The organism is Kluyvera genomosp. 3 (genome assembly GCF_011765685.1).
GTDB lineage: Bacteria > Pseudomonadota > Gammaproteobacteria > Enterobacterales > Enterobacteriaceae > Kluyvera > Kluyvera georgiana_A.
The window spans coordinates 1,332,059-1,356,489 of the sequence record NZ_CP050321.1 but is presented as its reverse complement, the minus strand read 5'-3'; the positions used below and the strand labels follow the sequence as shown (position 1 = coordinate 1,356,489).

Below are 24,431 nucleotides of genomic sequence, written 5' to 3'. Positions count from 1 at the left end.
TCGGGCAAGCAACGAACACATTGCCGGATGGCGGCGTCAACGCCTTATCCGGCCTACGCGCAGGCGAGGCCGGGGACGTCGTAACTTAGTCCAGCTTCACGCCTAAACGATGCGCCACTTCTTCGTAGGCTTCGATCAGGCCGCCAAGGCTCTGGCGGAAACGGTCTTTGTCCATTTTATCCATGGTCTTTTTGTCCCACAGACGGCTGCCGTCCGGCGAGAACTCATCGCCCAGCACCACTTCGCCTTTGAACAGACCGAACTCCAGCTTGAAGTCCACGAGAATCAGGCCCGCGTCGTCGAACAGCTTTTTCAGCACGTCGTTCGCTTTGAAGGTCAGTTCCTGCATGCGCGCCAGGTTCTCTTTGCTCACCCAGCCGAAGGTTTCGCAGTAGGATTCGTTAACCATCGGGTCATGCATGGCATCGTTTTTCAGGAACAGGTCGAACAGCGGCGGGTTCAGCTCAATACCTTCTTCGATCCCTAAACGTTTCACCAGCGAACCGGCGGCGCGGTTACGGACAACGCACTCCACCGGCACCATATCCAGCTTTTTCACCAGACATTCGGTATCGGACAACAGCGCTTCCATTTGGGTCGGGATACCCGCTTCCGCCAGTTTGCTCATAATGAAATGGTTGAATTTGTTATTCACCATACCTTTACGATCGAACTGCTCAATGCGAGCGCCATCCCCTGCTGACGTATCGTTACGGAATTCGAGTACCAACAGATCCGGATTTTCGGTGCTGTATACGGTTTTCGCTTTACCACGATACAACTCAGCTAGCTTTTGCATCTTTGTCACTCCAGTGATGATTAACCATAAAAATTTGTGCTTTTCTGCTGACGCACACGTTTGCGTCACTATACAGAAAAAAGGGCCGGATTGCTCCAGCCCTGATAAATTACTTACTCAATGCCGCCTGGAATACTGCTACCAGGGCGTCATTTTGCGACTGCGTCAACGTATGACCTTTCGGATCGATGAACTGCAGGCTACTACGGTTATCCAGGTCACCGACCTGAAGCTTGTAGTCACCGGAGACCAGACCCGGATCGCTCGCGCCCAACGCCTGCCAGCTGCTGTCAGACAGCGGCTTATAGGTCACGGCGATGCTGCCCTGAGAACGGGTGCTGTCGGTCACTTTCATGCCCGCTTTTTCCAGCGCGCCCGGCAGACGCTGCCAGACCTGGTTGAACGGTGCGCGCACCACCAGCATTGGCAGACCGGTATCATCAGAAGCGCTCTGTACATCAAAGGTCGCGCCCGCGGAACCGCGAGAAGCCTGTGCGTCGCTGGCGTTCTTATCCAGACCAGCGGAAATCACGTTAAGCATTTCGGCGCTATAGCGCTGTAACGAAGCGCGATCGGCCACCGGTTTGCCCGCCTGTTCCAGGTTAACCAGCTTCACCATCACCGCCTGCTGGTAGCCCTGAGGCTGCACGGAGATTTGATAGCGACCACGATACTGCTGGTCTTCATCAAGGCGATTCCACTCGACCCAGTCCGTCGTCAGCGTTTGGCTAGCATCATCACGTTTGGTGATGGTGTAGTTTTTCCCCTGAATTATGCTGACCACCTGCGGCCACAGAGAGCCGCTACGGCTATTTTCCACCAACAGCGTGGCGGTGTCGCCCGTAAACTGGGTACGCGCACCAGCGACCAGCGCCAACGGCTGAGCCGGCGGACGGATATCCAGCGCTTTACCGACGGCACCGCTGCCATTGGCGACAGGAATGTTGTAGTCGCCATTTTCGATCGGCAGGATCATGCCCGCAGGGGCGTGAAGTTCACTTAACGGCGTAGCGTCCAGATAGGACTCATCGCCGCTCACCTGGCGCTTATAACGCGAGTCGGAACTACAGGCCGCAAGCAGTAAAACCAGCGATACACCCGCAACCTTGGCCAGGCGCGACTTCTGTACTGAGTAAGCCATCAAATCTCCCTAAACTTTACAGCAAACCGGCATGCTTCAGTGCGGATGCCACCACGTCACGACCGTGGTCGGTAATCGGTGTCATCGGCAAGCGCATGGTGTCGGTCGCCACAAGCCCCAATTCCTTACATGCCCATTTCACCGGGATAGGATTGGGTTCGACAAATAATTTATTGTGCAGCGGCATCAAACGCTGGTTGATGATGCGCGCCTGCGCGAACTCTCCAGCTGCGGACAGTCTGCACATTTCCGCCATATCACGCGCCGCGACGTTCGCCGTTACCGAAATAACGCCTTGACCGCCGAGCTGCATGAAGTCCAGACCGGTTGCATCATCACCGCTGAGCAGGATGAAATCGTCTGAAACCAGCTCTTTGATCTGATGAACGCGGCTTAAGTTCCCCGTGGCTTCCTTAATCGCGATAATATTTTTAATTTTCGCCAGGCGACCTACGGTTTCCGGCAGCATATCGCAGCCGGTACGGGACGGCACATTATACAGGATTTGCGGCAGGTCAGTATGCTCGGCAATCGCTTTAAAGTGCTGGAACAGACCTTCCTGAGTCGGACGGTTGTAGTATGGGGTAACGGTCAGGCAGCCAACGACGCCGCTGTCGTTGAAACGCTGGGTCAGGCTAATCGCCTCTGCGGTTGCATTTGCCCCCGTTCCTGCGATAACCGGAATACGGCCATCGGCCAGTTCCAGGGTGGTTAAGACCACATCGCCATGCTCTTCGTGGCTAAGCGTTGCTGACTCGCCGGTAGTCCCTACCGACACAATCGCCGAGGTTCCGTTGGCGACATGGTAATCAATCAGTTTTTTCAGGCTTGAACGGTCGACATTACCTTTTTCATCCATCGGCGTGACAAGCGCTACAATACTTCCCGTGAACATGGGCCATCCTCTGTGCTGACGTGCGGACATGAAACTCAATGGTACGTTTGGTACTGTAATAAAAGCAAGAGACTGAGGCCCTTCAGAATGTTGTATGCCGGTTTTTTTTATGCTTTCCTAGGGTATACCGCACCTTTTTAAAGGAAGAACAGGTTTGACAGCCTCATTACAACACTATCTGGTCATAACAGCCCTGGGCGCGGATCGCCCTGGCATTGTCAATACGATCACTCGTCACGTGAGCAGCTGCGGCTGTAATATCGAAGACAGTCGGTTGGCGATGCTGGGAGATGAATTCACTTTTATTATGCTGCTGTCCGGAACATGGAATGCGATTACGCTGATTGAGTCCACCTTGCCGCTGAAAGGTGCGGAGCTGGACCTGCTGATCGTCATGAAACGTACCACCGCCAGCCCGCGTCCGGCCATGCCGGCTACCGTGTGGGTACAGGTGGAAGTTCCTGATTCACCGCATATTATCGAGCGTTTTACTGCCCTGTTCGACAGCTGGGAGATGAATATTGCCGAGCTGGTGTCGCGTACCCAACCGGGCTCCGATGAAGGGGCGGCGCAGTTGTTTATTCAAATTACCGCCCACAGCCCGGCTACGCAAAATGCATCAAATATTGAGCAAGCGTTCAAAGCCCTATGTACAGAATTGAAAGCGCAAGGCAGTATAAACGTGATTAATTATTCACAGCATGATGAACAGGATGGAGCTGAGTAATGAACCCACTGAAAGCCGGTGATATCGCACCGAAATTTAGTTTGCCCGATCAAGACGGCGAGCAAGTAAATTTGACCGACTTCCAGGGACAACGTGTTCTGGTCTATTTTTACCCGAAAGCGATGACCCCTGGCTGCACCGTGCAGGCATGCGGCCTTCGCGATAATATGGACGAGCTGAAAAAAGCCGGCGTTGAGGTTCTGGGTATCAGCACCGATAAACCGGAAAAACTCTCCCGCTTCTCTGAAAAAGAGCTGCTGAACTTCACCCTGCTTTCCGATGAAGATCACCAGGTCTGTGAACAATTTGGCATCTGGGGTGAGAAAACCTTCATGGGGAAAACCTATGACGGCATTCACCGCATCAGTTTCCTGATTGACGCCGACGGTAAAATTGAACACGTCTTCGATGATTTCAAGACCAGCAACCACCATGACGTGGTGCTGGGCTGGCTACAGGCTAACGCCTGATCGCCACCGCCTCACGGCGCCGGTTCTCCGGCGCCTTCTTTTTGTGAGCAAGCTCACATCACATTTTCCCTTCCGACACTAGTGCCGAATCTTCGCCGCCCCCTTTCTCCCGACATCATCACTTTTGTTCGGCCTCAGGCGCGAAAAACACATATCACATTGATTTAAAACAACTTTAAAGATTGGCATTACTTATGCATTAGGCGATGCAGATTCCGCTTTTGTCTCAAGGAAATGTCATGAATCGCTTTGTGATTGCCGACCCGCAATGGTGCATCGGGTGCAATACCTGTCTTGCCGCCTGCGCGGACGCGCATAAAACGCAGGGGCTACAACAGCATCCGCGGCTTGCCCTGGCGCGTACCGCCACGCAGACCGCGCCCATTCTCTGTCGCCACTGCGAAGACGCGCCCTGCCTGCATGTCTGCCCGGTGAGTGCTATCAGCGTCGTTGATAGCGCCGTGCAGCTCAACGAGAGCCTGTGCATCGGCTGCAAACTTTGCGCGCTGGTCTGCCCGTTTGGCGCGATTACGCCCTCCGGCAGCCAGCCGGTAAGTACCCCAGCCCACTTTCAGCATCAGCCTGCTACGCCGCTGCACAATACGGTAGAAAGCGCGCCCGAGCTTCATCCCCTGCTGCGCTGGGATGTCGGTATCAAAGCCGTCGCCGTGAAGTGCGATCTTTGCTATTTCCTGCCCGCCGGTCCGGCCTGCGTACAGGCCTGCGCCACTCAGGCGCTGCACCTCGTCACCGAAGCGTCGTTACAGCAGCGGGCGAAACAACAGCAGCGGCTCGCGGCAGAGTCGCTCCCCTCCCTTTCCCCTCTCCAGGATCAACGTTAATGGATGCCCTACAACTCCTGTTATGTTCCCTGACGCTGTACGTGGCAGGCGGCCTGGCTTCATTGCTGCTTTCCAGCCGAGAAGCGCTGGCCATCAAGGCCGCGGGCATCCCGGCCCTGCTGGGCGGCCTGGCGGGCATCGCCAGCGCCGTTAGCCAGCTCAATGACGGCGCCACCCTTTTCTGGCGTGTATCAACCCCGTTTGAATTCGCCGACCTGAGCGTGCGGATGGACAGCCTCAGCGCGTTTATGGTGCTGGTTATCTCGCTGCTGGTCAGCGTCTGCGCACTCTATTCGCTGGCCTATATGCGTGAATACCTCGGAAAGGGGGCGGCGGCGATGGGGTTCTTTATGAACCTGTTTATCGCTTCAATGGTCGGCCTGCTGGTCATGGACAACGCGTTCTGGTTTATCGTGCTGTTCGAAATGATGTCCCTGGCCTCGTGGTTTTTAGTCATCGCCGAGCAAAACGACGAATCGCTGCACGCCGGGATGCTCTACTTTTTTATCGCCCACGCTGGTTCCGTCCTGATCATGATCGCCTTTTTCCTGCTCTGGCGAGAAAGCGGCAGTCTCGATTTCAGTAGCTTCCGCCCGCTGACGCTCTCTCCGGCGCTCTCTTCCGCGGTGTTCTTGCTGGCCTTTCTCGGCTTCGGCGCCAAGGCGGGAATGCTGCCGCTGCACAGCTGGCTGCCGCGCGCACACCCGGCAGCGCCCTCGCACGCATCGGCATTGATGTCCGGCGTGATGGTGAAAATCGGTATTTTCGGCATGCTGAAAGTGGCGATCGACCTGCTGTCCCATAGCGGTATTTTGCTGTGGTGGGGGGTACTGGTGCTGGCTGTCGGCGCCATATCGGCGGTTATTGGCGTACTGTACGCGCTGGCCGAGCGCGACATAAAACGCCTGCTGGCGTGGAGTACGGTGGAAAATGTCGGCATTATCCTGCTCGGCGTCGGCGTCGGCCTGATCGGCCTGGCGCTGCATCAGCCGGTACTTGCCGCCGTTGGCCTGCTGAGCGCGCTCTTTCATGTGCTCAACCACGCGCTGTTTAAAGGACTGCTGTTCCTCGGCGCCGGAGCGATTATCTGGCGGATGCACACTCGCGATATGGACCAGATGGGCGCACTGGCGAAGCGAATGCCGTGGACCGCGGGAGCATTCGCCATCGGCTGCCTGGCGATCTCCGCGATGCCGCCGCTGAACGGTTTTGTCAGCGAGTGGTATATCTATCAATCGCTGTTCGCCATGACCCATTTCAGCGATGTGGCGCTGCGCCTTGCCGGACCTGTCGCTATCGTCACGCTGGCGCTGGCCGGCGCGCTGGCGGCCATGTGCTTCGTCAACGTCTATGGCATCAGCTTCTGCGGCGCAGCGCGTAGCGAAGCGGCGGAACGGGCGCGCGAAGTTCCGTGGCCGATGGTCGCCGCCATGTTGATATTGGCCGCGCTTTGCGTCCTCAGCGGCGTCGGCGCGGTCTGGATTGCCCCCCAGATAATGCAGATTGTCGCCTCGCTTATTGCGACAGCCACGCCGCCCGCTGCGCAGGGCGCCGCGCTGATACCCGGCGGCTTGCACGATACCCTGCTGACGCCTTCGCTCATTCTTCTGCTACTTATCGCACTGCCCCTCATTCCCGGCGTGTTCTGGCTGATAAACCGCCCGAGCCGGGGCACGTTTCGTCGCGGCGGCGATGCGTGGGCCTGCGGTTACGGCTGGGAGAGCGCGATGGCGCCCTCAGCCAGCAGCGTTACCCAGCCGCTGCGGGTGATGTTCTCCACGCTTTATCAACTGCGTCAACGCTGCGATCCGGCCCCGACGATGTCTCGCGGACTGGCGCACGCAACGTCAGCGGCACGGCGCGCCGAGCCGTTCTGGGACGAGCGCATTATTCGCCCGACCGTTGGTCTGACGCAGCGGCTGGCGCTGATCGTTCAGCATCTTCAAAGCGGCGATTTCCGACTCTATTGCCTGTATGTGATCGCCGCGCTGCTGATCCTGCTACTGACCATTGGCGTCTGAGGATATGACGATGACCCACACTCTTTCCACCGGATGCCTGCTGCTTATGGCGCTGATTCAGGCGGTGATACTGTTGGCGCTCACGCCTTTTTTCACCGGCGTCTCGCGCCAGATTCGCGCCCGAATGCACTCCCGCCAGGGGCCCGGCATCTGGCAGGACTACCGGGATATCAGCAAGCTGCTGAAACGTCAGGAGGTTGCCCCCTCCTCTTCCGGGCTGATGTTCCGCCTGATGCCCTGGGTGCTGCTCAGCAGCATGCTGGTAGTGGCGACGACGTTGCCGCTTTTTGTCCGCGCCTCGCTTTTCACCGGCGGCGGCGACCTGATCACCCTGATTTACCTGCTGGCGCTATTTCGCTTTTTCTTCGCCCTATCAGGGCTGGACACCGGCAGCCCGTTTGCCGGGCTCGGCGCCAGCCGCGAGTTAACGCTGGGCGTGCTGGTCGAACCGGTGCTCATCCTTGCCCTTCTGGTGCTGGCGCTGATCGCGGGCTCAACCCATATCGCCATCATCAGCAACGCGCTGGCAAACGGCTGGGTTTCGCCTGTCGCAACGCTGCTGGCGCTACTGGCCTGTGGGTTCGCCTGCTTTATCGAAATGGGAAAAATCCCCTTTGACGTCGCGGAAGCGGAGCAGGAGCTACAGGAAGGGCCGCTGACAGAATACTCCGGCGCCGGGCTGGCGCTGGTGAAGTGGGGGTTGGGGCTCAAACAGGTGGTGATGGCCTCGTTATTTATCGCCCTCTTTTTCCCCTTCGGCAGCGCCGTCACGCTCAGCGTCGGTAGCCTGTTGCTGTCGCTGGTCGTGACGCTGCTGAAGGTGCTGGTGCTGTTTGCGCTGGCCTCGGTGGTGGAAAACGCCCTTGCCCGCGGCCGCTTTTTGCTGACCCACCATCTGACCTGGCTCGGTTTTAGCCTGGCCGCCCTGTCGTATGTTTTCTGGCTAACCGGTCTGTAAGGAGCACCGTTACACTATGGAAAATCTTGCTTTAACGACGCTGCTACTGCCGTTTATCGGCGCGCTGGTCGTGTCGTTGGCCCCGCAGAAGCAGGCAGCCAGGCTGGGCACGCTGTTTGCCGGGTTAGCGACCCTCGCGATGCTGGCGCTCAACGCCGCGTTTTATTGCAGCGGCAAAACGGCCACGCTAATTCCCCTCGCCAGCATTGGCGATACCGCGCTGTTCGGTTTCGTTATCGATCGCGTCAGCACGCTGATTCTGTTCGTCGTCGTGTTCCTCGGTCTGCTGGTCGCGCTGTACTCCACCGGCTACCTCACCGCGCAAAACCGCGAGCATCCGCACGATGGCGGCAATCGCTATTACGCCTTTCTGCTGATCTTTATCGGCGCGATGTCCGGGCTGGTGCTCTCGGCCACAATCCTCGGCCAGCTGCTGTTTTTTGAAATCACCGGCGGCTGTTCATGGGCGTTGATTAGCTACTACCAAAGCGAGAAGGCGCAACGTTCGGCGCTAAAGGCGCTGCTGATTACCCATCTTGCTTCTCTGGGACTGTACCTTGCCGCCGCCACGCTGTTTTTACAAACAGGCACCTTTGCGCTCAGCGCCATGAGCCAGCTACAGGGCGACGCCCGCTATCTGGTCTATGGCGGTATTCTGTTCGCCGCGTGGGGAAAATCAGCCCAACTGCCGCTCCAGGCGTGGCTGCCGGATGCAATGGAAGCGCCGACGCCGGTCAGCGCCTATCTGCACGCCGCATCGATGGTTAAAGTGGGCGTCTACATTTTCGCCCGCGCCATTCTCGACGGCGGTAACGTGCCGACGGCGATCGGCTGGGTTGGCGTCATTATGGCGCTGGTCACGCTGATTTACGGCTTCCTGATGTATCTACCACAGCAGGATATGAAGCGGCTGCTGGCCTGGTCAACGATCACCCAGCTGGCCTACATTTTTCTGGCGCTATCGCTCTCCGTTTTCGGCTCCCCCCTCGCGTTCAGCGGCGGCATCGCCTACATCGTCAACCACGCCTTCGCCAAGAGTCTGTTTTTCCTCGTCGCTGGCGCGCTGAGCTATAGCTGCGGCACACGGCTGCTGCCTCGGCTGCGCGGGGTGCTCACCACTCTGCCGTTGGTTGGCGTCGGCTTCTGCGTGGCGGCGCTGGCGATAACCGGCGTGCCGCCGTTCAACGGTTTCTTTAGCAAATATCCGCTCTTCGCCGCCGGTTTTGCCCTCTCCAGCCAGCACTGGCTGCTGCTGCCCATCATGGTGCTGGCGCTGGTCGAATCCGTGGCCAGCTTCGGCTGGCTGATCTACTGGTTTGGTCGGGTGGTGCCGGGCAAAGCGAGCGAAGAGGTCGTTCACGCCGCGCCCCTGCCGCTGTCGATGCGCCTGGTGCTGCTTGTCTTAATCGTGATGTCGCTGGTTTCCAGCGTCATCGCCGCCAGTTGGCTTCAATAAGGAGGTTAAAAATGACCGGAATATGGCTGACCAACAATCTGGCCGGGCTAATGATGTTGACCTCGCTGCTGGTGATCTGCGCGAAACCCTATCGCCTCTCCTGCGCGCTATACGCCGTGCAATCGCTGGTGCTGGTAACCCTCTTTTTCACCCTGTCGCAGGTCTTCGCCGCCGAGCAGTTGATGATGTGGGCCTTCAGCGCCCTGCTTACCAAGGTGGTGCTGGTGCCGCTGATTATGGGCTATGCATTGCGAAAAATGGCGCCCGTACGCGCTGAACAGACGCTTTTCAGCCCGGTGACGATGGCGCTGCTGGCGGCGCTGATCGTCTTACTGTGCGCTTTTGTCGTGCAGCCTGTTCGCCTGCCAATGGCCGCCGCGCTAAAACCGGCGCTGGCGGTGGCGCTGGGGCATTTTCTGCTGGGGCTGCTGTGCATCATCAGCCAGCGCAACATCCTGCGGCAGATTTTTGGCTACTGCCTGATGGAAAACGGCTCGCATCTGGTGCTGGCGCTGCTCGCCTGGCGCGCACCTGAGCTGGTGGAAATCGGTATTGCGACCGATGCCATTTTCGCCGTCGTGGTGATGGTGGTGCTGGCAAGAAAAATAGGGCGCACTCACGGCACGCTGGACGCCAACGACCTGACTGCGCTGAAGGGATAACAAATGAGTCACTCTGTCATGCTCACCTCGCTGCTGTTGACGCCGCTGGTTATTTCACTGCTCTGCTTCGCCTGCCGCTGGCTCGGCGACGGGCAACATCGGGCCGTCACCCTGCTGCATACCTCAGGCATCACGCTGCTGCTGGCGGTGTCGCTGCTAACGGTCGCCACCGCGCTCAACGAGGGAGAAATATTCTCCCCTTTGCGCTGGCTGCATATTGATAGTCTGAGCGGCCTGTTTCTCGCCATCCTCGGCATTATCGGCTTTCTGACCGGCCTGTACTCCATCGGCTATATGCGTCATGAAGTGGAACACGGCGAGATTTCGCCAGCCACGCTCTGCCACTACTACGGCTTTTTTCACCTGTTCCTGTTTACCATGCTGCTGGTCGTCACCAGCAATAACCTGATCGTGATGTGGGCGGCCATTGAGGCGACCACCCTGAGTTCAGCGTTTCTGGTGGGCATTTACGGCCAGCGTTCATCGCTGGAGGCGGCGTGGAAATACATCATTATTTGTACCGTCGGCGTCGCCTTTGGCCTGTTCGGTACCGTGCTGGTATATGCCAACGCCGTCAGCATCATGCCTGACCCGGAACAGTCGATTCTGTGGACGGAAGTGCTGAAACATGCCGCCAGCCTCGACCCCACGCTGATGCTGCTGGCCTTTGTCTTTATCCTGATCGGTTTTGGCACCAAAACCGGCCTCTTCCCGATGCACGCCTGGCTGCCGGATGCCCACAGCGAGGCGCCAAGCCCGGTCAGCGCCCTGCTGTCGGCGGTGCTGCTGAACTGCGCGCTGCTGGTGCTGATTCGCTACTACATCCTGATTAGCCACGCGGTCGACAGCGGCCTTCCCGCCAGGCTGCTGCTGATCTTCGGCCTGCTGTCGGTGGCGGTTGCCGCGCTGTTTATCCTCGTCCAGCAGGATATGAAGCGACTGCTGGCCTATTCCAGCGTGGAAAACATGGGGCTTATCGTGGTGGCGCTGGGGATCGGCGGGCCGCTCGGCGTGCTGGCGGCACTGCTGCACACCCTCAACCACAGCCTGGCGAAAACGCTGCTGTTCTGCGGCTCGGGTAACGTGCTGCTGAAGTATGGCACCCGCAACCTCGACGTGGTGTGCGGGATGCTGAGAATTATGCCGCTCAGCGCCGTCTTGCTGGCCGGCGGCGCGCTCGGGTTGGGCGGGATGCCGCCGTTCAACATTTTCCTCAGCGAATTTATGACCGTGACCGCCGGGCTGGCTCGCGGCCACGTGGCGCTGACCATTGTGCTGCTCCTGTTGCTGACGCTGGTGCTGGCCGGGCTGATTCGCATGATCGCCCGCCTGCTGTTTGCTCGCCCGCCCGAGGCGGTGAGCCGGGGCGAATTAGGCTGGCAGACCACCGCGCCAATGGTGCTGCTGCTTTTCATGATGTTGCTCATGGGCACCTGCATCCCACAGCCGGTTGCTCGCATGCTGGAGAACGCCTCGGCCATCGTCCTGTCGGGGTCGGCAGACAAACCCATTTCTCTTAGCCACTGGCAATCCCTTTTTCCCGCAACTACCGCATCTGCATCGGAGAGTAAAAGTGAACTATCTGGACAGCGTTAATGACTCAGCGCCGCGAGGCGAGGCTTACCTTGCGGCAGTCAAGCAGCAGTTTCCCGGCGCGGTGCTGGAGGCGGCGCGGCAGACCCACAACCAGCTGACCATCACGGTAAAAACCCATCTGCTGCCAGAGGTCGTCCACTTTCTCTACTATCAGCACGACGGCTGGCTGCCGGTGCTGTTCGGCAACGATGAGCGTGAGCTGAACGGTCACTATGCGGTCTATTACGCCCTGTCGATGGAGGGGGAAGAGAACTGCTGGGTGGTGGTGAAAGCGCTGGTGGACGCAACCAGCCGCGAGTTTCCCTCGGTCACGCCGCGCGTTCCCGCCGCCGTCTGGGGCGAGCGCGAGATCCGCGATATGTACGGGCTGATCCCGGTCGGTCTGCCGGACCAACGCCGTCTGGTGCTGCCGGACGACTGGCCGGAAGATATGCATCCGCTGCGGAAAGACGCCATGGACTACCGTCTGCGCCCGCAGACCACTGACGATGCGGAAAGCTATCCCTTTGTGAACGAGGGCGACCGCGACGCGCGTATTATTCCCATTGGCCCGCTGCACATAACCTCCGATGAACCAGGACACTTCCGTCTGTTCGTCGACGGCGAGCGGATTGTCGATGCCGACTATCGCCTGTTCTACGTCCATCGCGGCATGGAGAAACTGGCGGAAACGCGCATGGGCTACAACGAAGTGACGTTTTTATCCGATCGCGTCTGCGGCATCTGCGGTTTCGCCCACAGCGTCGCTTACGCCAGTTCGGTGGAAAACGCGCTGGGGATTATCGTGCCGCCGCGGGCGCACGCTATCCGCTCAGTGCTGCTGGAAGTTGAACGCCTGCACAGCCATCTATTGAATCTTGGCCTCTCCTGCCACTTTGTCGGCTTTGATACCGGCTTTATGCAGTTTTTCCGCGTACGAGAAAAGTCGATGACCATGGCCGAACTGCTCACCGGCTCGCGTAAAACCTACGGCCTGAACCTGATTGGCGGCGTACGCCGGGATATTCTCAAAGAGCAGCGTCTGCAAACGCTGAAGCTGGTGCGGGAAATGCGCGCTGAAGTGTCCGATCTGGTCGAGATCCTGCTGGCAACGCCCAATATGGCGCAGCGTACCCAGGGCGTCGGTATCCTCGACCGCCAGATAGCGCGCGACTACAGCCCGGTCGGGCCATTGATCCGCGGCAGTGGCTTCGCGCGGGATTTGCGCTTCGATCATCCTTACGCCAACTACGGCAACCTGCCGAAAACCCTGTTCAGCATGGACAGCGGCGACGTTTTTGCCCGCGTCATGGTCAGGGTAAAAGAGACCTTCGATTCGCTGATGATGCTGGAGTTTGCCCTCGACAACCTTCCCAATACGCCGCTATTAACCGAAGGATTCAGCTATCGACCGCACGCCTTTGCCCTTGGCTACGTTGAGGCGCCGCGCGGCGAAGACGTGCACTGGAGCATGCTTGGCGATAACCAGAAGCTCTTCCGCTGGCGCTGCCGTGCCGCCACTTACGCCAACTGGCCGGTACTGCGTTACATGCTGCGCGGCAACACGGTCTCCGACGCACCGCTGATTATCGGCAGCCTCGACCCCTGCTACTCCTGCACCGATCGCGTCACGCTGGTCGATGTGCACAAGCGCAGGCAGACAACCGTGCCGTACAAAGATCTTGAGCGCTACGGGCAGGAACGTCGCCACTCACCGCTGAAGTAAGGACCGAATCGATGCTGAAATTACTCAAAACCATCGTAGGCGCCAGAGAAGCAACGGTGAAATATCCCTTTGCCCCGCTGGAGGTGTGCCCCGGCTTTCGCGGCAAACCAGAGCTGAATGCGCAGCAGTGTATCGCCTGCGCCGCCTGCGTCACCGCCTGCCCGGCCAATGCACTGACGATGGAAACCGACACCCAAAGCGATACCCGCACCTGGCAGCTGTATCTGGGACGCTGCATTTACTGCGGACGCTGCGAGGAAGTCTGCCCGACGCACGCCATCCGACTGTCGGAAAACTTCGAACTCACGGTGCTGCGTAAAGACGATCTCTACACCCGCGCACGCTTTACGCTACAGCGCTGTCGCGTATGCCAACGGCCTTTCACGGTGGAAAAATCCATCGCGCTGGCGGTTGCGCTGCTGGTACAGCAGCAAAAAGATGCCGCCAACCTGTCGCTGCTGCGTCAGCAGGCGGCGGTTTGCCCCCAGTGCAAGCAACGTGCGGCCCTCGCCGGCTGCGATGGGCTCACACTCTCCTTTTCGAATAAGGAGCAACGATGAATACGCCACAGGTTGTACACCCGCATCATACCAGCCAGCCCCTGATTATTGACGAGCAGACTCAGGCGATGAAGCGCCTGCTGCTCAAGGATATCCGTCGCTCCGCCTACGTTTACCGGGTGGACTGCGGCGGCTGCAACGGCTGTGAGATTGAGATTTTTTCCGCCATTACGCCGCTGTTCGACGCCGAACGCTTCGGGATTAAGGTCGTCGCCTCTCCGCGTCATGCGGATATCCTACTGTTCACCGGCGCCGTGACCCGTGCGATGCGGATGCCGGCATTACGCGCCTATCATGCTGCGCCCGATCGCAAAATCTGTATTTCCTACGGCGCGTGCGGGATCAGCGGCGGTATCTTTCACGATCTCTACTGCGTGTGGGGCGGCAGCGACACCATCGTACCCATAGATGTCTGGATCCCCGGCTGCCCGCCAACGCCGGCGGCCACTATCCACGGTTTCGCCGTCGCGCTGGGGCTGTTGCAGCAGAAAATTCACGCCGAGGAGTGCGTTAACGCGTCTGAACCCGCGCAGCTGCGTCAGCCGTCGATAGCCAGCGCCCTGCGCATTGCCATCGAACGTGAAGCCCGGCGGCTGGCGGGCTATCGTCAGGGAACGGAAATCTGCAACGGACTGTTTAATACGCTACGCGAAGATCCCTCCGGCGAGCTGGTCGACATCTGGCTGCAGCAGGCTGACGATCCGCGCTTAAATGATATCGTCCATCAGCTTTTACGCATTCTGGAGGCCCAGCGTGGTTGAAGAAAAAGGCGAAATCGTCTTCTGGACGCTACGGCAAAAGTTTATCGACAGCAGCACCACGCTACCGGAGCAGCATCGTCAGGTGATGTACTACTCGCTGGCGATCGGCCATCACGTCGGCATCATTGACTGCCTGCGGGTGGCACTACGCTGCCCGCTGGTCGAATACCGCAAATGGGCGCGGCAGCTGGCAGACGAACAGGCACAGCGCAAAATGCTGGGCGTATTGACGTTCGGTGAAATCATTATCGACGCCAGCCACCTCTCGCTGCTGCGGCACGCGCTGGCCCCGCTGGCTGACGATACCTCTTCCGCGCAGCAGGCATTCAGCAAAGACATGCTTTCACTGCTCGACGACATTGCCTATGAGCCCGCTATTTATCTGCTGGCCAGACAGATTGCCTGACACGAGGCCATAGACGTGAAACAGATAACAATACAGTTAGCATGGTTATTATAAGCTTATTTTTTAGCCGCGACGCGCCCCTTGCGCCACACGCTACCAGTAAAAAGGATTGCGGATGACTCAGTTCGACGAGGCTAATATCGCCCCGCTTCCGGGTATGTCATTAAAAGAATCAGTGAATACGGTACTACAACATCTCCGCCAACAGAGCGACAAAGCCTCGCTGCTGCGGGCGTTTATTCCTTTGCCCCCGCCGTTCAATCGGGTTCAGCTTATCGAGCTGCATTTTATTGATAGCGGCTTTTATTACCGCTGCTTTGATGATGGCAGCGTGGCCTGTAGCAGCCACGGCTGGCAGGGAGAGTGTAGCGACAGCTCGATTCATATGATTTTACTCAGCAACGCGCTGATGGCGGAGCTGCGCTTTATTCGCAGCGACGGCGGCCAGTATACGCCGCAGGATACACAACTCTTTTCATGGCTGGCGCGGCTGGCAAGGCCAGTGCTGGAAAATTTTCTGCAGCAGGAGATACTGCGCGCCAGCCTGCAAACGCTGGCTCAGGAGCGCGACCACCACCAGATTCTGGTCGATATCACCAACTCGGTGCTCTCGCATCTGGAGATGGAGGAGCTGGTGAGCGATGTGGCGCGAGAGATTCACCACTATTTTGGCATCAGCGCCATCGGGATCATTCTGCGTGACAACGGCAGGCCCGGAAAGCACAGCGTTCACTATACCGAGTTCTGCGAAGAGGGGCCGAGAAGCCAGCACTATATTTTGCAGGAGATGAGCCCGGTCCTCACTCAGGCAATGACGCAGAACCAACCGCAGCTGTATCAGCAGGATGACAGCAAGTGCTGGCAAAACGACCCGTTACTTTACGAAGCGGCTCACCGCGGCCTGAGCAACATTCTGGTGCTGCCACTCACCTTCGGCAACCACACGCCGGGCGTGCTGCTGCTCGCCCATGCCTCGACGACGCCGTTTGAACGCGAAAATGGCGCGTTGCTACAGCAGATTGCCGATCGCATCGCTATCGCAGTCGATAACGCCGATGCCTGGAGCAGCATGACCGCGCTGAAAGAGAGCCTCAAGCAAGAGAACAGCCAGCTGAGCGCGCAGCTGCTGTCGAGCATGGGCGTAGGCGATATTATTTACCAGAGCCAGGCGATGCACGACCTGTTGCAGCAGGTCGATATCGTCGCGCAAAGCGACAGTACGGTGCTGATTTGCGGCGAAACCGGGACGGGAAAAGAGATTATCGCCAGAGCGGTACATCAGCTCAGCAACCGTCACGATAAACCGCTGATCAAAATCAACTGCGCGGCAATTCCCGCCAGCCTGCTGGAGAGCGAGCTTTTCGGCTACGATAAAGGGGCGTTTACCGGCGCCATCAACACCCACAAGGGGCGGTTTGAAATCGCCGACGGCGGGACGCTGTTTCTGGATGAAATCGGCGATTTGCCGCTGGAGCTACAGCCTAAGCTACTGCGGGTGCTGCAGGAACGAGAGATTGAGCGGTTGGGCGGCAGCCGCACCATCAACGTTAATGTCAGAGTGATTGCCGCCACCAACCGCGACCTCCGCCAGATGGTCGATAACCGCGAGTTCCGCGACGACCTCTTCTATCGTCTGAACGTCTTTCCTCTTGAGCTTCCGCCACTGCGCGAGCGCCCAGAAGATATTCCGCTGCTGGCAAAATATTTTACCCGCAAGCTCGCCCTGCGCATGAACCGCACCATCGACAATATTTCGCCACAGACGCTCGAACAGCTGGTCTCCTATGACTGGCCCGGCAACGTGCGGGAGCTGGAGAACGTGATTGAGCGCGCCGTCTTACTGACGCGCGACACCACCCTGAACCTGCACCTGACTCAGCAATCAACGCGTCTGTTGCCAACGTTTAAGAACGTCGAACCGCCCGCGGTCAACCCGGTACAGCAAATGCTGCATCCCGGGCCGCCGGAAAACGACGACGAAGAGCGACGCGTTATTGTGCAGGCGCTACGGGAAAGCAACGGCATTGTCGCCGGGCCGCGAGGGGCGGCGAACAGGCTGGGGATGAAGCGCACCACGCTGCTCTCGCGCATGCAGCGTTTAGGTATCTCACCACGAGAAGTCTTATAGACAGGCAGGAAGCCCACCATGAAAAGTCGCCGTCATGACCTCCCGCACTCGCTACTGGCCGTCGCCAGCCGCGCCGGAATGGCACGGGCGGAACAGAGCCCGGCGCAGCGCTTTGTGCTGGCCGCCAGCGCCGGTATTTTTATCGCCATCGCCGCCGCGTTCTACGTTTCCCTCAGCCAGCAGCCCAACACGCTGGTCAGCGTACTGGCCAGCGGCCTGTGCTTCACGCTGAGTTTGATTCCGGTCGTACTGGGCGGCGCTGAACTGTTTCCGTCCATGCTCGCCACGACCGCCGCAGCCGCGGGTGGCTATATTAGCCCACGCGAAGCGCTCTGCAGCGGCCTGATTGTCTGCGCCGGAAATACGGGAGGCGTACTCTTTTTGGCCGCGCTCATGTGGTTTTCCGGTCTGTGCACGGGCGGCGACGGCCGCTGGGGGTTGCGGGTACTGCAAATATCGGCGCATCATCCGGGCGACACGTTTATCACCAACCTTGGGCTCGGGATGGTCGGCAATTTACTCTTATGCTTTGCCGTGGCAATCAGCCACGCTTTCCATTCGTTGACGGATAAAATTCTCGCGATGCTGCTGCCGCTGAGCCTGTTTTCCGCCAGCGGCGCGGCACACGGTATGGTTAGCCTGTTTCTGCTACCGCTGGCCATCGCCGTTCAGTCTTCTGCTCCCGCCCGTTTCGGGTTGCTGAGCGGCAGCGATAACGCGCTCAGCGTGTGCTATTTACTGGCCGGGAATCTCTTCCCGCTGGTGTTGGGTAATCTGATCGGCGGCGGGTTGCTGCTGCTGGCGCTGGTTCGCCTGCAGCGGCATCATGCGTAACCGTATCAACTCTGCTCGTCGGCTTTGTTGTTACTCAGACCGTCGGCGTCGTCATCCGCCACCAGCCCATCCGGCCAGGCGTGCACGACCGCTTTAATCAACGTGGCCAGCGGAATGGCGAAGAACACGCCCCAGAATCCCCACAGGCCGCCAAAAATCACCACCGAGAGAATGATCACCAGCGGATGCAGGTTCACCGCCTCAGAGAACAGCACCGGCACCAGCAGATTACCGTCCAGCCCCTGAATAATCAGGTAGACCGCAAACAGACTCCAGAACTCGGTGCCGAGGCCAAACTGGAACAGCGCCACGCAGACGACCGGAATGGTCACCACAAATGCGCCGATATACGGAATCAGTACCGACACGCCCACCAGCACTGCCAGCAGCAGCGAGTAATTAAGGCCAAACATCAGGAACCCGAGCCACGTGGCGACGCCGACGACGATCATCTCCAGCACCTTGCCGCGAATGTAGTTAGTGATCTGCTGGTTCATCTCTTTCCACACCTGCCCCGCCAGCCCGCGGTTGCGCGGCAGCACGCGACGCACGGCGTTGAGCATCTGCTCCTTGTCTTTGACCAGGAAGAAGACCATCAGCGGCACCAGCACCAGATAGACCGCCAGCGTCAGCAGCCCCACCAGTGAGGCAACCGAGTATTTCACCACCGAGTCGCCCATGGTCAGCATGCGGGTGCGCATGTTTTCGGCCATGGCGTCGATAATCCCGGCATCCATCAATGCCGGATAGCGACGCGGCAGGGTGGCGGCAAAATCAGAGAGTTTGTTGAGCATGCCTGGCATATCGCGAATGAGGTATATCCCCTGCTGCCAGGCAATCGGCATCACCACGAAGGACATCAGCAGCAGGATGCCGACAAACAGCACCAGCACCACGCTGGTCGCCCAGGTGCGCGACCAGCCCAGGCGCTCCAGGCGAACCGTCGGCCATTCCAGCAGGTAAGCCAGCACTAGTGCAACCAGCAGCGGCGCCAGCAGGCCACTGAAGAAAAACAGAATGCAAAACCCGGCCACCAGGATGACCAGCAGCGCGATGGCCTCCGGGTCGCTGAACCGGCGGCGGTACCATTGCATCAACATCTCGAGCATAAATCTATTCCCTGAAGCCTATCGCGTTCATACAGAACATGAATTGTATCTAAGTGTCACAAAAAAGACTCCGCTTTTTATTTTTATCCCTGCAATCTGGTGATTATCGTTTTCAACCCGTGATCAGATAGATACACTGCCAAAGTAGCCCATAATGGAACGTAACATTATGCTGTTGGTCAAAACAGGCACATCCCACATTACAGGACAGAGGTTATGTTCAGGCAGTTGAAAAAAACGCTGTTGGCATCCCTTATTGCGACGCTCGCTTTCGGCCAGATTGCCCCCGCCTTCGCGGACACAACGGATAATCTGCCGGATATGGGTACATCCGCAGGAAGCACGCTCTCCATTGGTCAGGAGATGCAGATGGGGGATTACTATGTTAGACAACTGCGCGGAAGCGCGCCGCTGATTAACGATCCGCTGCTGGTGCAGTACATTAACTCACTGGGTATGCGGCTGGTCTCGCACGCTTTTTCCGTGCGCACCCCGTTCCATTTTTATCTGATCAATAACGACGACATTAACGCCTTCGCCTTCTTCGGCGGCAATGTGGTGCTGCACTCGGCGCTGTTCCGCTACTCAGATAACGAAAGCCAACTGGCGTCGGTCATGGCGCACGAAATCTCCCACGTCACCCAACGCCACCTGGCGCGCGCGATGGAAGATCAAAAACGCAATGCTCCGCTGACGTGGGTCGGCGCACTCGGTTCTATTCTGTTGGCGATGGCCAGCCCGCAGGCCGGGATGGCGGCGCTGAGCGGTACCTTAGCCGGCACCCAACAGGGCATGATCAGCTTTACCCGCCAGAACGAAGAAGAAGCTGACCGCATCGGTATTCAGGTACTTCAGCGCGCCGGCTTCGACCCGCAGGCCATGCCTGCATTTATGGAGAAGCTGCTCGATCAGTCACGCTACTCCTCACGTCCGCCGGAAATGCTGTTAACCCACCCCTTACCCGAGAGCCGTCTGTCCGATGCGCGTAACCGCGCCAACCAGATGCGTCCGGTGGTGGTACAGTCTTCCGCCGACTTCTACTTTGCTAAAGCGCGTACGCTTGGCATGTACAACAACGGGCAAAACCAGCTCGGCAGCGACCTGCTCGACAGCTGGTCGAAAGGCAACGTGCGCGAACAACACGCCGCCCAGTACGGTCGTGCGCTGTTGGCCATGGAAGCCAAAAATTACGCCGAAGCCAGCAAGCTGCTCCAGCCGCTGCTGAGCGCTGACGGCCAAAACGCCTGGTTCCTGGACCTGGCCACCGATATCGACCTTGGCCAGAACAAAACCAACGAGGCAATTAGCCGGCTGAAAAATGCCCGCGAACTGCGTACTAACCCGGTCCTCCAGCTTAACCTGGCTAACGCCCTGTTAGAAGGCGGGCAAGCTGGCGAAGCGGCCACCATTCTTAACCGCTACACCTTTAATAACAAAGATGATACCAACGGCTGGGATCTGCTGGCCCAGGCGGAAGCGAAGCTCGGCAACCGCGACCAGGAGCTGGCCGCACGCGCCGAAAATATGGCGCTGGTCGGTCGGCTCGACCAGGCAATTTCCCTGTTGAGCGCCGCCAGCGCGCAGGTGAAATTACGCAGCCTGCAGCAGGCGCGCTACGATGCGCGCATCGACCAGCTGCGAGAGCTGCAGGAGCGCTTCCGCCCTTATCAGAAAATGTAACAGGAGAGACGATGACGGATTCGGTCACGATTTACCACAACCCGCGCTGCTCAAAGAGCCGCGAGACCTTGAGCCTGCTGAAAGATAACGGCATTGACCCTAACGTCGTGCTTTACCTCGACACGCCGCCAGACGCCGCAACCCTGGCTAAGCTAATTAAGATGCTTGGCCTCAGCAGCGCCCGCGAGCTGATGCGGCAGAAAGAAGATCTCTATAAAACGCTGAACCTCGCCGATAGCCAGCTTAGCGAAGAGCAGCTTATCCAGGCGATGGTTGAGAACCCGAAGCTGATTGAGCGCCCTATCGTCGTCAAAAACGGCCAGGCGCGCATTGGCCGCCCGCCGGAGCAGGTGTTGGAGATTGTGGGCTAATTCGCCTTAAGGCCGCAGCGCTTCCAGAAAAGCCTGCGGCGTCATATTCCCCAGCTTTTTCTGTTGTTTCCCGCCGTTAAATAACCCACACAACCTGCACGCCAGCTCATCCGGCGTGTAGATGCTTGCCGCTGGAATAATCTCTGCCAACGGTGAGGTTACCGTGACCGCCTGCCGTTTTTCGCCCGAGGGCATGACGCTGGCGTTTATTCCTCGCTCAGCCAGATGCTGGCGCAGCGTGGCGATATATGCATCATTCAGCCACTCGTCACTTTTAATCTCAACAGATTGGATATCACCCGGGAACTGCGCCAGCACCTCATCCAGCCAGTGAATCACCAGCGGCGACGACATCCCCGAGTAGATCCGCGCCGTGCACCAACCGCTCACCGGCTCCTGCGCCCACAGCAGGTGATGATCGCCATCATCATCCATATGCAGCGTCAACGCGCGGTAGTGCAGCGTTAGCGTCTGCGGCCGCATTCCCGCCTTGAGCGCCTTCTTACCCTGTAGCGCCTGTTCAGTCGCTTTCGAATAAGATGGCGCCAGATAACGACTGAGCGTTGCCCGTGACAGCGGAATGCCTAAACCTTCCACCACGATAAACAGCAGATCGTCCAACGGCGCGCTAAGAATTTCACGCAGGGCGTTAATCAATACAATCTGTTCTTGTCTCATCGCTTTGTGTACAACCTTTGGCATCGTACTTCGATCTGCCGTCTGCTCGCGATTACGCCAACGGCGAACCGTCGTCACGGAAATACCCAGCTCAACTGCCAGTTCACGGTCACTTTTATTCGATTCCTGGAGATATTTGCGGATACGAGGCGTCGTCGTCGCATTAGCGTGCAGCTTAATTTCCATGGCATTCCTTAAAAAATAAGTAACTAATCATATGAGATTTATATGGGTTAAGTCGATGCATTGTGACCCGATTCACCTTTCTGCCCCCACCTTTCTCCGATAATCCCCTCGTCGTTTTCTATTACATAACACACACAATGTCCGTTAATCTTATACGGAGTTCACAATGAACAATGTTCTGGGATTTTTAGAAGAGAAATTGATGCCGATTGCGGCGAAAACCGCACAGCAACGTCATCTCGGCGCCATCCGCGGCGCATATGTTTCCTTTATGCCGTTCATTATCGTCGGCTCTATCCTGCTGGTTATCTCGTCGTTCCCGAATCAGAGCTATCAGCAGTTTATGTCCAGCACTTTTGGCGCCAGCTGGAGCGCCATTATCGAGATTCCGTTTAACGCGGTCTTCTCCACCATGTCGCTGTTTATTAGCTTCCTCGTTGCCTACCGTCTGGCGGAGCACTATGGCGATGACAAAATCTCCAGCGGCATCCTCGCGCTGGTGTGCTTCCTGATCCTGACACCGTTTATTAAGGTCGCCGAGAACGGCGGCATTACCGTGATGCCGGTAGAATGGATTGGCACCAAAGGGCTGTTCGTCGCCATGATTGGCTCGCTGCTATGGACGGAGCTGTTCTGCTGGCTGAAGCGCAAAAAGCTGGTGATCAAAATGCCCGAAGGGGTACCGCCCGCGGTGCAGGAATCTTTTGCCGCGCTGATCCCCGCGCTGGTGGTGATGATTCTGGTGCTGGCTATCCGCATCGGCTTTGAAAACACCCACTACAACACCATTCACCAATTTATTTACGACGTCGTCGCCACCCCGGTTCGTCATTTCGGCACCTCCTACTTTGGCGCGCTGATGACGGTATTCAGCATCACGATTCTGTGGTCGGTGGGGATTAACTCCGGTTCCATGGTCAACGGCATCATCCGTCCGCTGTGGATGGAAAACCAGACCGACAACATCGCCGCCATTCAGGCGGGCGTCACGCCGCCGCATATTATTACCGAACAGTTCTTCGACATGATCTGGATGGGTGGCGCCGGAGCCACGCTGTCGCTGGTCATCGCAATGCTGATTTTCGCCCGCAGTAAAAACATGCGCGAAGTGGCGCGTCTGGGCGCGGGGGCTTCCATCTTTAATATCAATGAACCGGTGCTGTTTGGCCTGCCGGTGATCATGAACCCAATCATGCTGATTCCGTTCAACCTGGTACCGCTGGTGCTGGTGACCATCCAGTATCTGGCGATGAAAATCGGTGCGGTTGCGGTCACTACCGGGGTGTTTATCCCGTGGACGCTGCCGCCGGTCATTAGCGGATTTATCGTCACCGGGCATATTTCCGGCAGCGTGATGCAAATTATTAACCTGCTGATTGGCGCGATGCTGTACCTGCCGTTTATGCGCATCGTCGACAAGCAGTACCGCAATGCGGAAATCAGTGCCGTTGAGGAATCCGGCACGCTAGCAAAACAGGAGTAGCAAAGGATGTGGGGAATTATTGCAACCTGGCGCATGGCGCTGGAAGGCGTAGGCGAGTCAGCTTCTGCGCTGGCGGCTGGCAGCGCAGCAACAACGTCCGTCGTGGATGCCGTGGTCGCGGTAGAGGATTTTCCGTTCTATAAATCGGTGGGCTATGGCGGCCTGCCCACCGAGAACGGCGAGGTTGAGCTGGACGCGGCCTGGATGGACGGCGACACCCTGGCCTTTGGTGCCGTAGGCAATCTGGTCGACATCGCCAACCCGGTTAAAGTCGCCCAGGCCCTGGGCCGCCAGCGTTATAACTCGCTGCTGGTCGGCCAGGGGGCGCGCGAATGGGCGCTGAGCCAGGGTTTCGCCGAGAAAAAGATGCTCACCGAACGCGCGATGCAGCACTACCGCAAGCGCTGTCGCGAAACGCTGGATAAAGGGTTAAGCCCCTACGATGGCCACGACACCGTCGGCGTGATTGCTCTCGATAAAAAAGGGTCAATGAGCGTCGCCACCTCGACCAGCGGCCTGTTTATGAAAAAACGCGGGCGGATTGGCGACTCGCCAATTATCGGCTCTGGCTTCTACTGCGACAGTCAGATTGGAGCGGCTACCGCCACCGGCGTGGGCGAAGATCTCATGAAAGGCTGCACCAGCTATGAAATCGTCCGCCGTATGGAACAGGGAATGACGCCGCAGCAGGCGGCTGATTCCGTGGTTTACGAACTGGAAGATAAGCTGATGTCGCGCTTTGGCCGCGCGGGGGATCTCTCCGTGGTCTGTATGAACCGCAAAGGCGAGTTCGGTGCCGCGACCAACATCAAAACCTTCTCTTTCGTGGTCGCGACCGCTACCCAGCCGCTCACGGTGTTCCGCGCCGAACGCGTCAAAGAGAAAACCCATTATCAGCCGGTGGACGACGCCTGGATGCAGGCCTATGCCGATCGCATTCGCGCGCCCATTGAGGAGTAAACG

General features: G+C 58.2%; 23 protein-coding genes. 18 read left to right on the top strand and 5 right to left on the bottom strand.

Going from position 1 to position 24,431, the window contains the following annotated elements; genetic code table 11:
- Positions 1 to 85: 85 nt before the first annotated feature.
- The 3 genes from purC to dapA form a co-directional block, all read right to left on the bottom strand.
- A complete protein-coding gene (gene purC / locus GY169_RS06385) occupies positions 86 to 799 on the bottom strand; it encodes a phosphoribosylaminoimidazolesuccinocarboxamide synthase (RefSeq protein ID WP_035891480.1) in 714 nt (237 codons plus the stop codon).
- 109 nt (positions 800 to 908) lie between these two features.
- On the bottom strand, positions 909 to 1,940 hold the full coding sequence (gene bamC, locus GY169_RS06380) for an outer membrane protein assembly factor BamC (protein WP_064543637.1): 1,032 nt from the start codon (positions 1,938 to 1,940) through the stop codon (positions 909 to 911).
- 16 nt (positions 1,941 to 1,956) lie between these two features.
- Positions 1,957 to 2,835, bottom strand: coding sequence for a 4-hydroxy-tetrahydrodipicolinate synthase (dapA, locus tag GY169_RS06375; RefSeq protein ID WP_163446591.1), 879 nt, complete (start codon positions 2,833 to 2,835; stop codon positions 1,957 to 1,959).
- Between the two features lie 154 nt (positions 2,836 to 2,989).
- Between dapA and GY169_RS06370 the strand changes: the two genes are divergently transcribed.
- From GY169_RS06370 to GY169_RS06305, 14 genes are all read left to right on the top strand, one after another.
- Positions 2,990 to 3,562, top strand: a complete 573-nt coding sequence (locus GY169_RS06370; protein WP_065355889.1) for a glycine cleavage system transcriptional repressor — start codon at positions 2,990 to 2,992, stop codon at positions 3,560 to 3,562.
- Positions 3,562 to 4,032 (top strand): thioredoxin-dependent thiol peroxidase, encoded by a 471-nt coding sequence (gene bcp, locus GY169_RS06365; RefSeq protein WP_064543632.1) that lies wholly within the window; start codon positions 3,562 to 3,564, stop codon positions 4,030 to 4,032. Before GY169_RS06370 ends, bcp begins: the two co-directional genes overlap by 1 nt.
- Positions 4,033 to 4,271: 239 nt before the next feature.
- Positions 4,272 to 4,874, top strand: coding sequence for a 4Fe-4S dicluster domain-containing protein (locus GY169_RS06360; protein WP_167575269.1), 603 nt, complete (start codon positions 4,272 to 4,274; stop codon positions 4,872 to 4,874).
- On the top strand, positions 4,874 to 6,895 hold the full coding sequence (gene hyfB, locus GY169_RS06355) for a hydrogenase 4 subunit B (RefSeq protein ID WP_163446588.1): 2,022 nt from the start codon (positions 4,874 to 4,876) through the stop codon (positions 6,893 to 6,895). The genes GY169_RS06360 and hyfB overlap by 1 nt, the downstream gene beginning before the upstream one ends.
- 10 nt (positions 6,896 to 6,905) lie before the next feature.
- Complete coding sequence (locus tag GY169_RS06350; protein WP_167575268.1) at positions 6,906 to 7,853, top strand: respiratory chain complex I subunit 1 family protein; 948 nt, start codon at positions 6,906 to 6,908, stop codon at positions 7,851 to 7,853.
- Positions 7,854 to 7,869: 16 nt separating this feature from the next.
- Positions 7,870 to 9,309, top strand: a complete 1,440-nt coding sequence (locus tag GY169_RS06345) for a hydrogenase 4 subunit D (protein WP_167575267.1) — start codon at positions 7,870 to 7,872, stop codon at positions 9,307 to 9,309.
- An 11-nt stretch (positions 9,310 to 9,320) separates the two neighbouring features.
- Complete coding sequence (hyfE, locus tag GY169_RS06340; protein WP_167575266.1) at positions 9,321 to 9,971, top strand: hydrogenase 4 membrane subunit; 651 nt, start codon at positions 9,321 to 9,323, stop codon at positions 9,969 to 9,971.
- A gap of 3 nt (positions 9,972 to 9,974) precedes the next feature.
- The gene (locus tag GY169_RS06335) at positions 9,975 to 11,567 is read left to right on the top strand and encodes a hydrogenase 4 subunit F (protein ID WP_167575265.1); all 1,593 of its coding nucleotides are present in this window, start codon (positions 9,975 to 9,977) and stop codon (positions 11,565 to 11,567) included.
- On the top strand, positions 11,554 to 13,272 hold the full coding sequence (locus GY169_RS06330) for an NADH-quinone oxidoreductase subunit C (RefSeq protein ID WP_167577250.1): 1,719 nt from the start codon (positions 11,554 to 11,556) through the stop codon (positions 13,270 to 13,272). The genes GY169_RS06335 and GY169_RS06330 overlap by 14 nt, the downstream gene beginning before the upstream one ends.
- Before the next feature lie 11 nt (positions 13,273 to 13,283).
- Positions 13,284 to 13,832, top strand: coding sequence for a hydrogenase 4 subunit H (hyfH, locus tag GY169_RS06325; protein WP_167575264.1), 549 nt, complete (start codon positions 13,284 to 13,286; stop codon positions 13,830 to 13,832).
- On the top strand, positions 13,829 to 14,593 hold the full coding sequence (locus GY169_RS06320) for an NADH-quinone oxidoreductase subunit B family protein (RefSeq protein WP_167575263.1): 765 nt from the start codon (positions 13,829 to 13,831) through the stop codon (positions 14,591 to 14,593). The genes hyfH and GY169_RS06320 overlap by 4 nt, the downstream gene beginning before the upstream one ends.
- Positions 14,586 to 14,999 (top strand): formate hydrogenlyase maturation HycH family protein, encoded by a 414-nt coding sequence (locus tag GY169_RS06315; RefSeq protein WP_167575262.1) that lies wholly within the window; start codon positions 14,586 to 14,588, stop codon positions 14,997 to 14,999. Before GY169_RS06320 ends, GY169_RS06315 begins: the two co-directional genes overlap by 8 nt.
- Positions 15,000 to 15,114: 115 nt before the next feature.
- The gene (locus GY169_RS06310) at positions 15,115 to 17,127 is read left to right on the top strand and encodes a sigma-54-dependent Fis family transcriptional regulator (RefSeq protein WP_167575261.1); all 2,013 of its coding nucleotides are present in this window, start codon (positions 15,115 to 15,117) and stop codon (positions 17,125 to 17,127) included.
- 18 nt (positions 17,128 to 17,145) lie between these two features.
- Positions 17,146 to 17,961 (top strand): formate/nitrite transporter family protein, encoded by an 816-nt coding sequence (locus GY169_RS06305; RefSeq protein ID WP_167575260.1) that lies wholly within the window; start codon positions 17,146 to 17,148, stop codon positions 17,959 to 17,961.
- Between the two features lie 5 nt (positions 17,962 to 17,966).
- Here the strand turns inward: GY169_RS06305 and GY169_RS06300 are convergent, their stop codons facing one another.
- Positions 17,967 to 19,070 (bottom strand): AI-2E family transporter, encoded by a 1,104-nt coding sequence (locus tag GY169_RS06300; RefSeq protein WP_167575259.1) that lies wholly within the window; start codon positions 19,068 to 19,070, stop codon positions 17,967 to 17,969.
- 216 nt (positions 19,071 to 19,286) lie between these two features.
- On the opposite strand from GY169_RS06300, the gene bepA reads away from it, so the two are divergent.
- Positions 19,287 to 20,750 (top strand): beta-barrel assembly-enhancing protease, encoded by a 1,464-nt coding sequence (bepA, locus tag GY169_RS06295; protein WP_163446577.1) that lies wholly within the window; start codon positions 19,287 to 19,289, stop codon positions 20,748 to 20,750.
- Between the two features lie 11 nt (positions 20,751 to 20,761).
- Positions 20,762 to 21,121 carry an arsenate reductase (glutaredoxin) gene (gene arsC / locus GY169_RS06290; RefSeq protein ID WP_163446576.1) on the top strand — a complete coding sequence of 120 codons (360 nt, stop codon included), beginning with the start codon at positions 20,762 to 20,764 and terminating at the stop codon, positions 21,119 to 21,121.
- Between the two features lie 6 nt (positions 21,122 to 21,127).
- Here the strand turns inward: arsC and GY169_RS06285 are convergent, their stop codons facing one another.
- The gene (locus tag GY169_RS06285) at positions 21,128 to 21,985 is read right to left on the bottom strand and encodes a helix-turn-helix transcriptional regulator (RefSeq protein WP_167575258.1); all 858 of its coding nucleotides are present in this window, start codon (positions 21,983 to 21,985) and stop codon (positions 21,128 to 21,130) included.
- Positions 21,986 to 22,151: 166 nt separating this feature from the next.
- Here GY169_RS06285 and celB point away from each other — a divergent pair, with 166 nt between their 5' ends.
- Positions 22,152 to 23,468, top strand: coding sequence for a PTS cellobiose transporter subunit IIC (gene celB / locus GY169_RS06280; protein WP_163446574.1), 1,317 nt, complete (start codon positions 22,152 to 22,154; stop codon positions 23,466 to 23,468).
- A 6-nt stretch (positions 23,469 to 23,474) separates the two neighbouring features.
- Complete coding sequence (locus GY169_RS06275; RefSeq protein WP_163446573.1) at positions 23,475 to 24,428, top strand: N(4)-(beta-N-acetylglucosaminyl)-L-asparaginase; 954 nt, start codon at positions 23,475 to 23,477, stop codon at positions 24,426 to 24,428.
- Positions 24,429 to 24,431 lie beyond the last annotated feature (3 nt).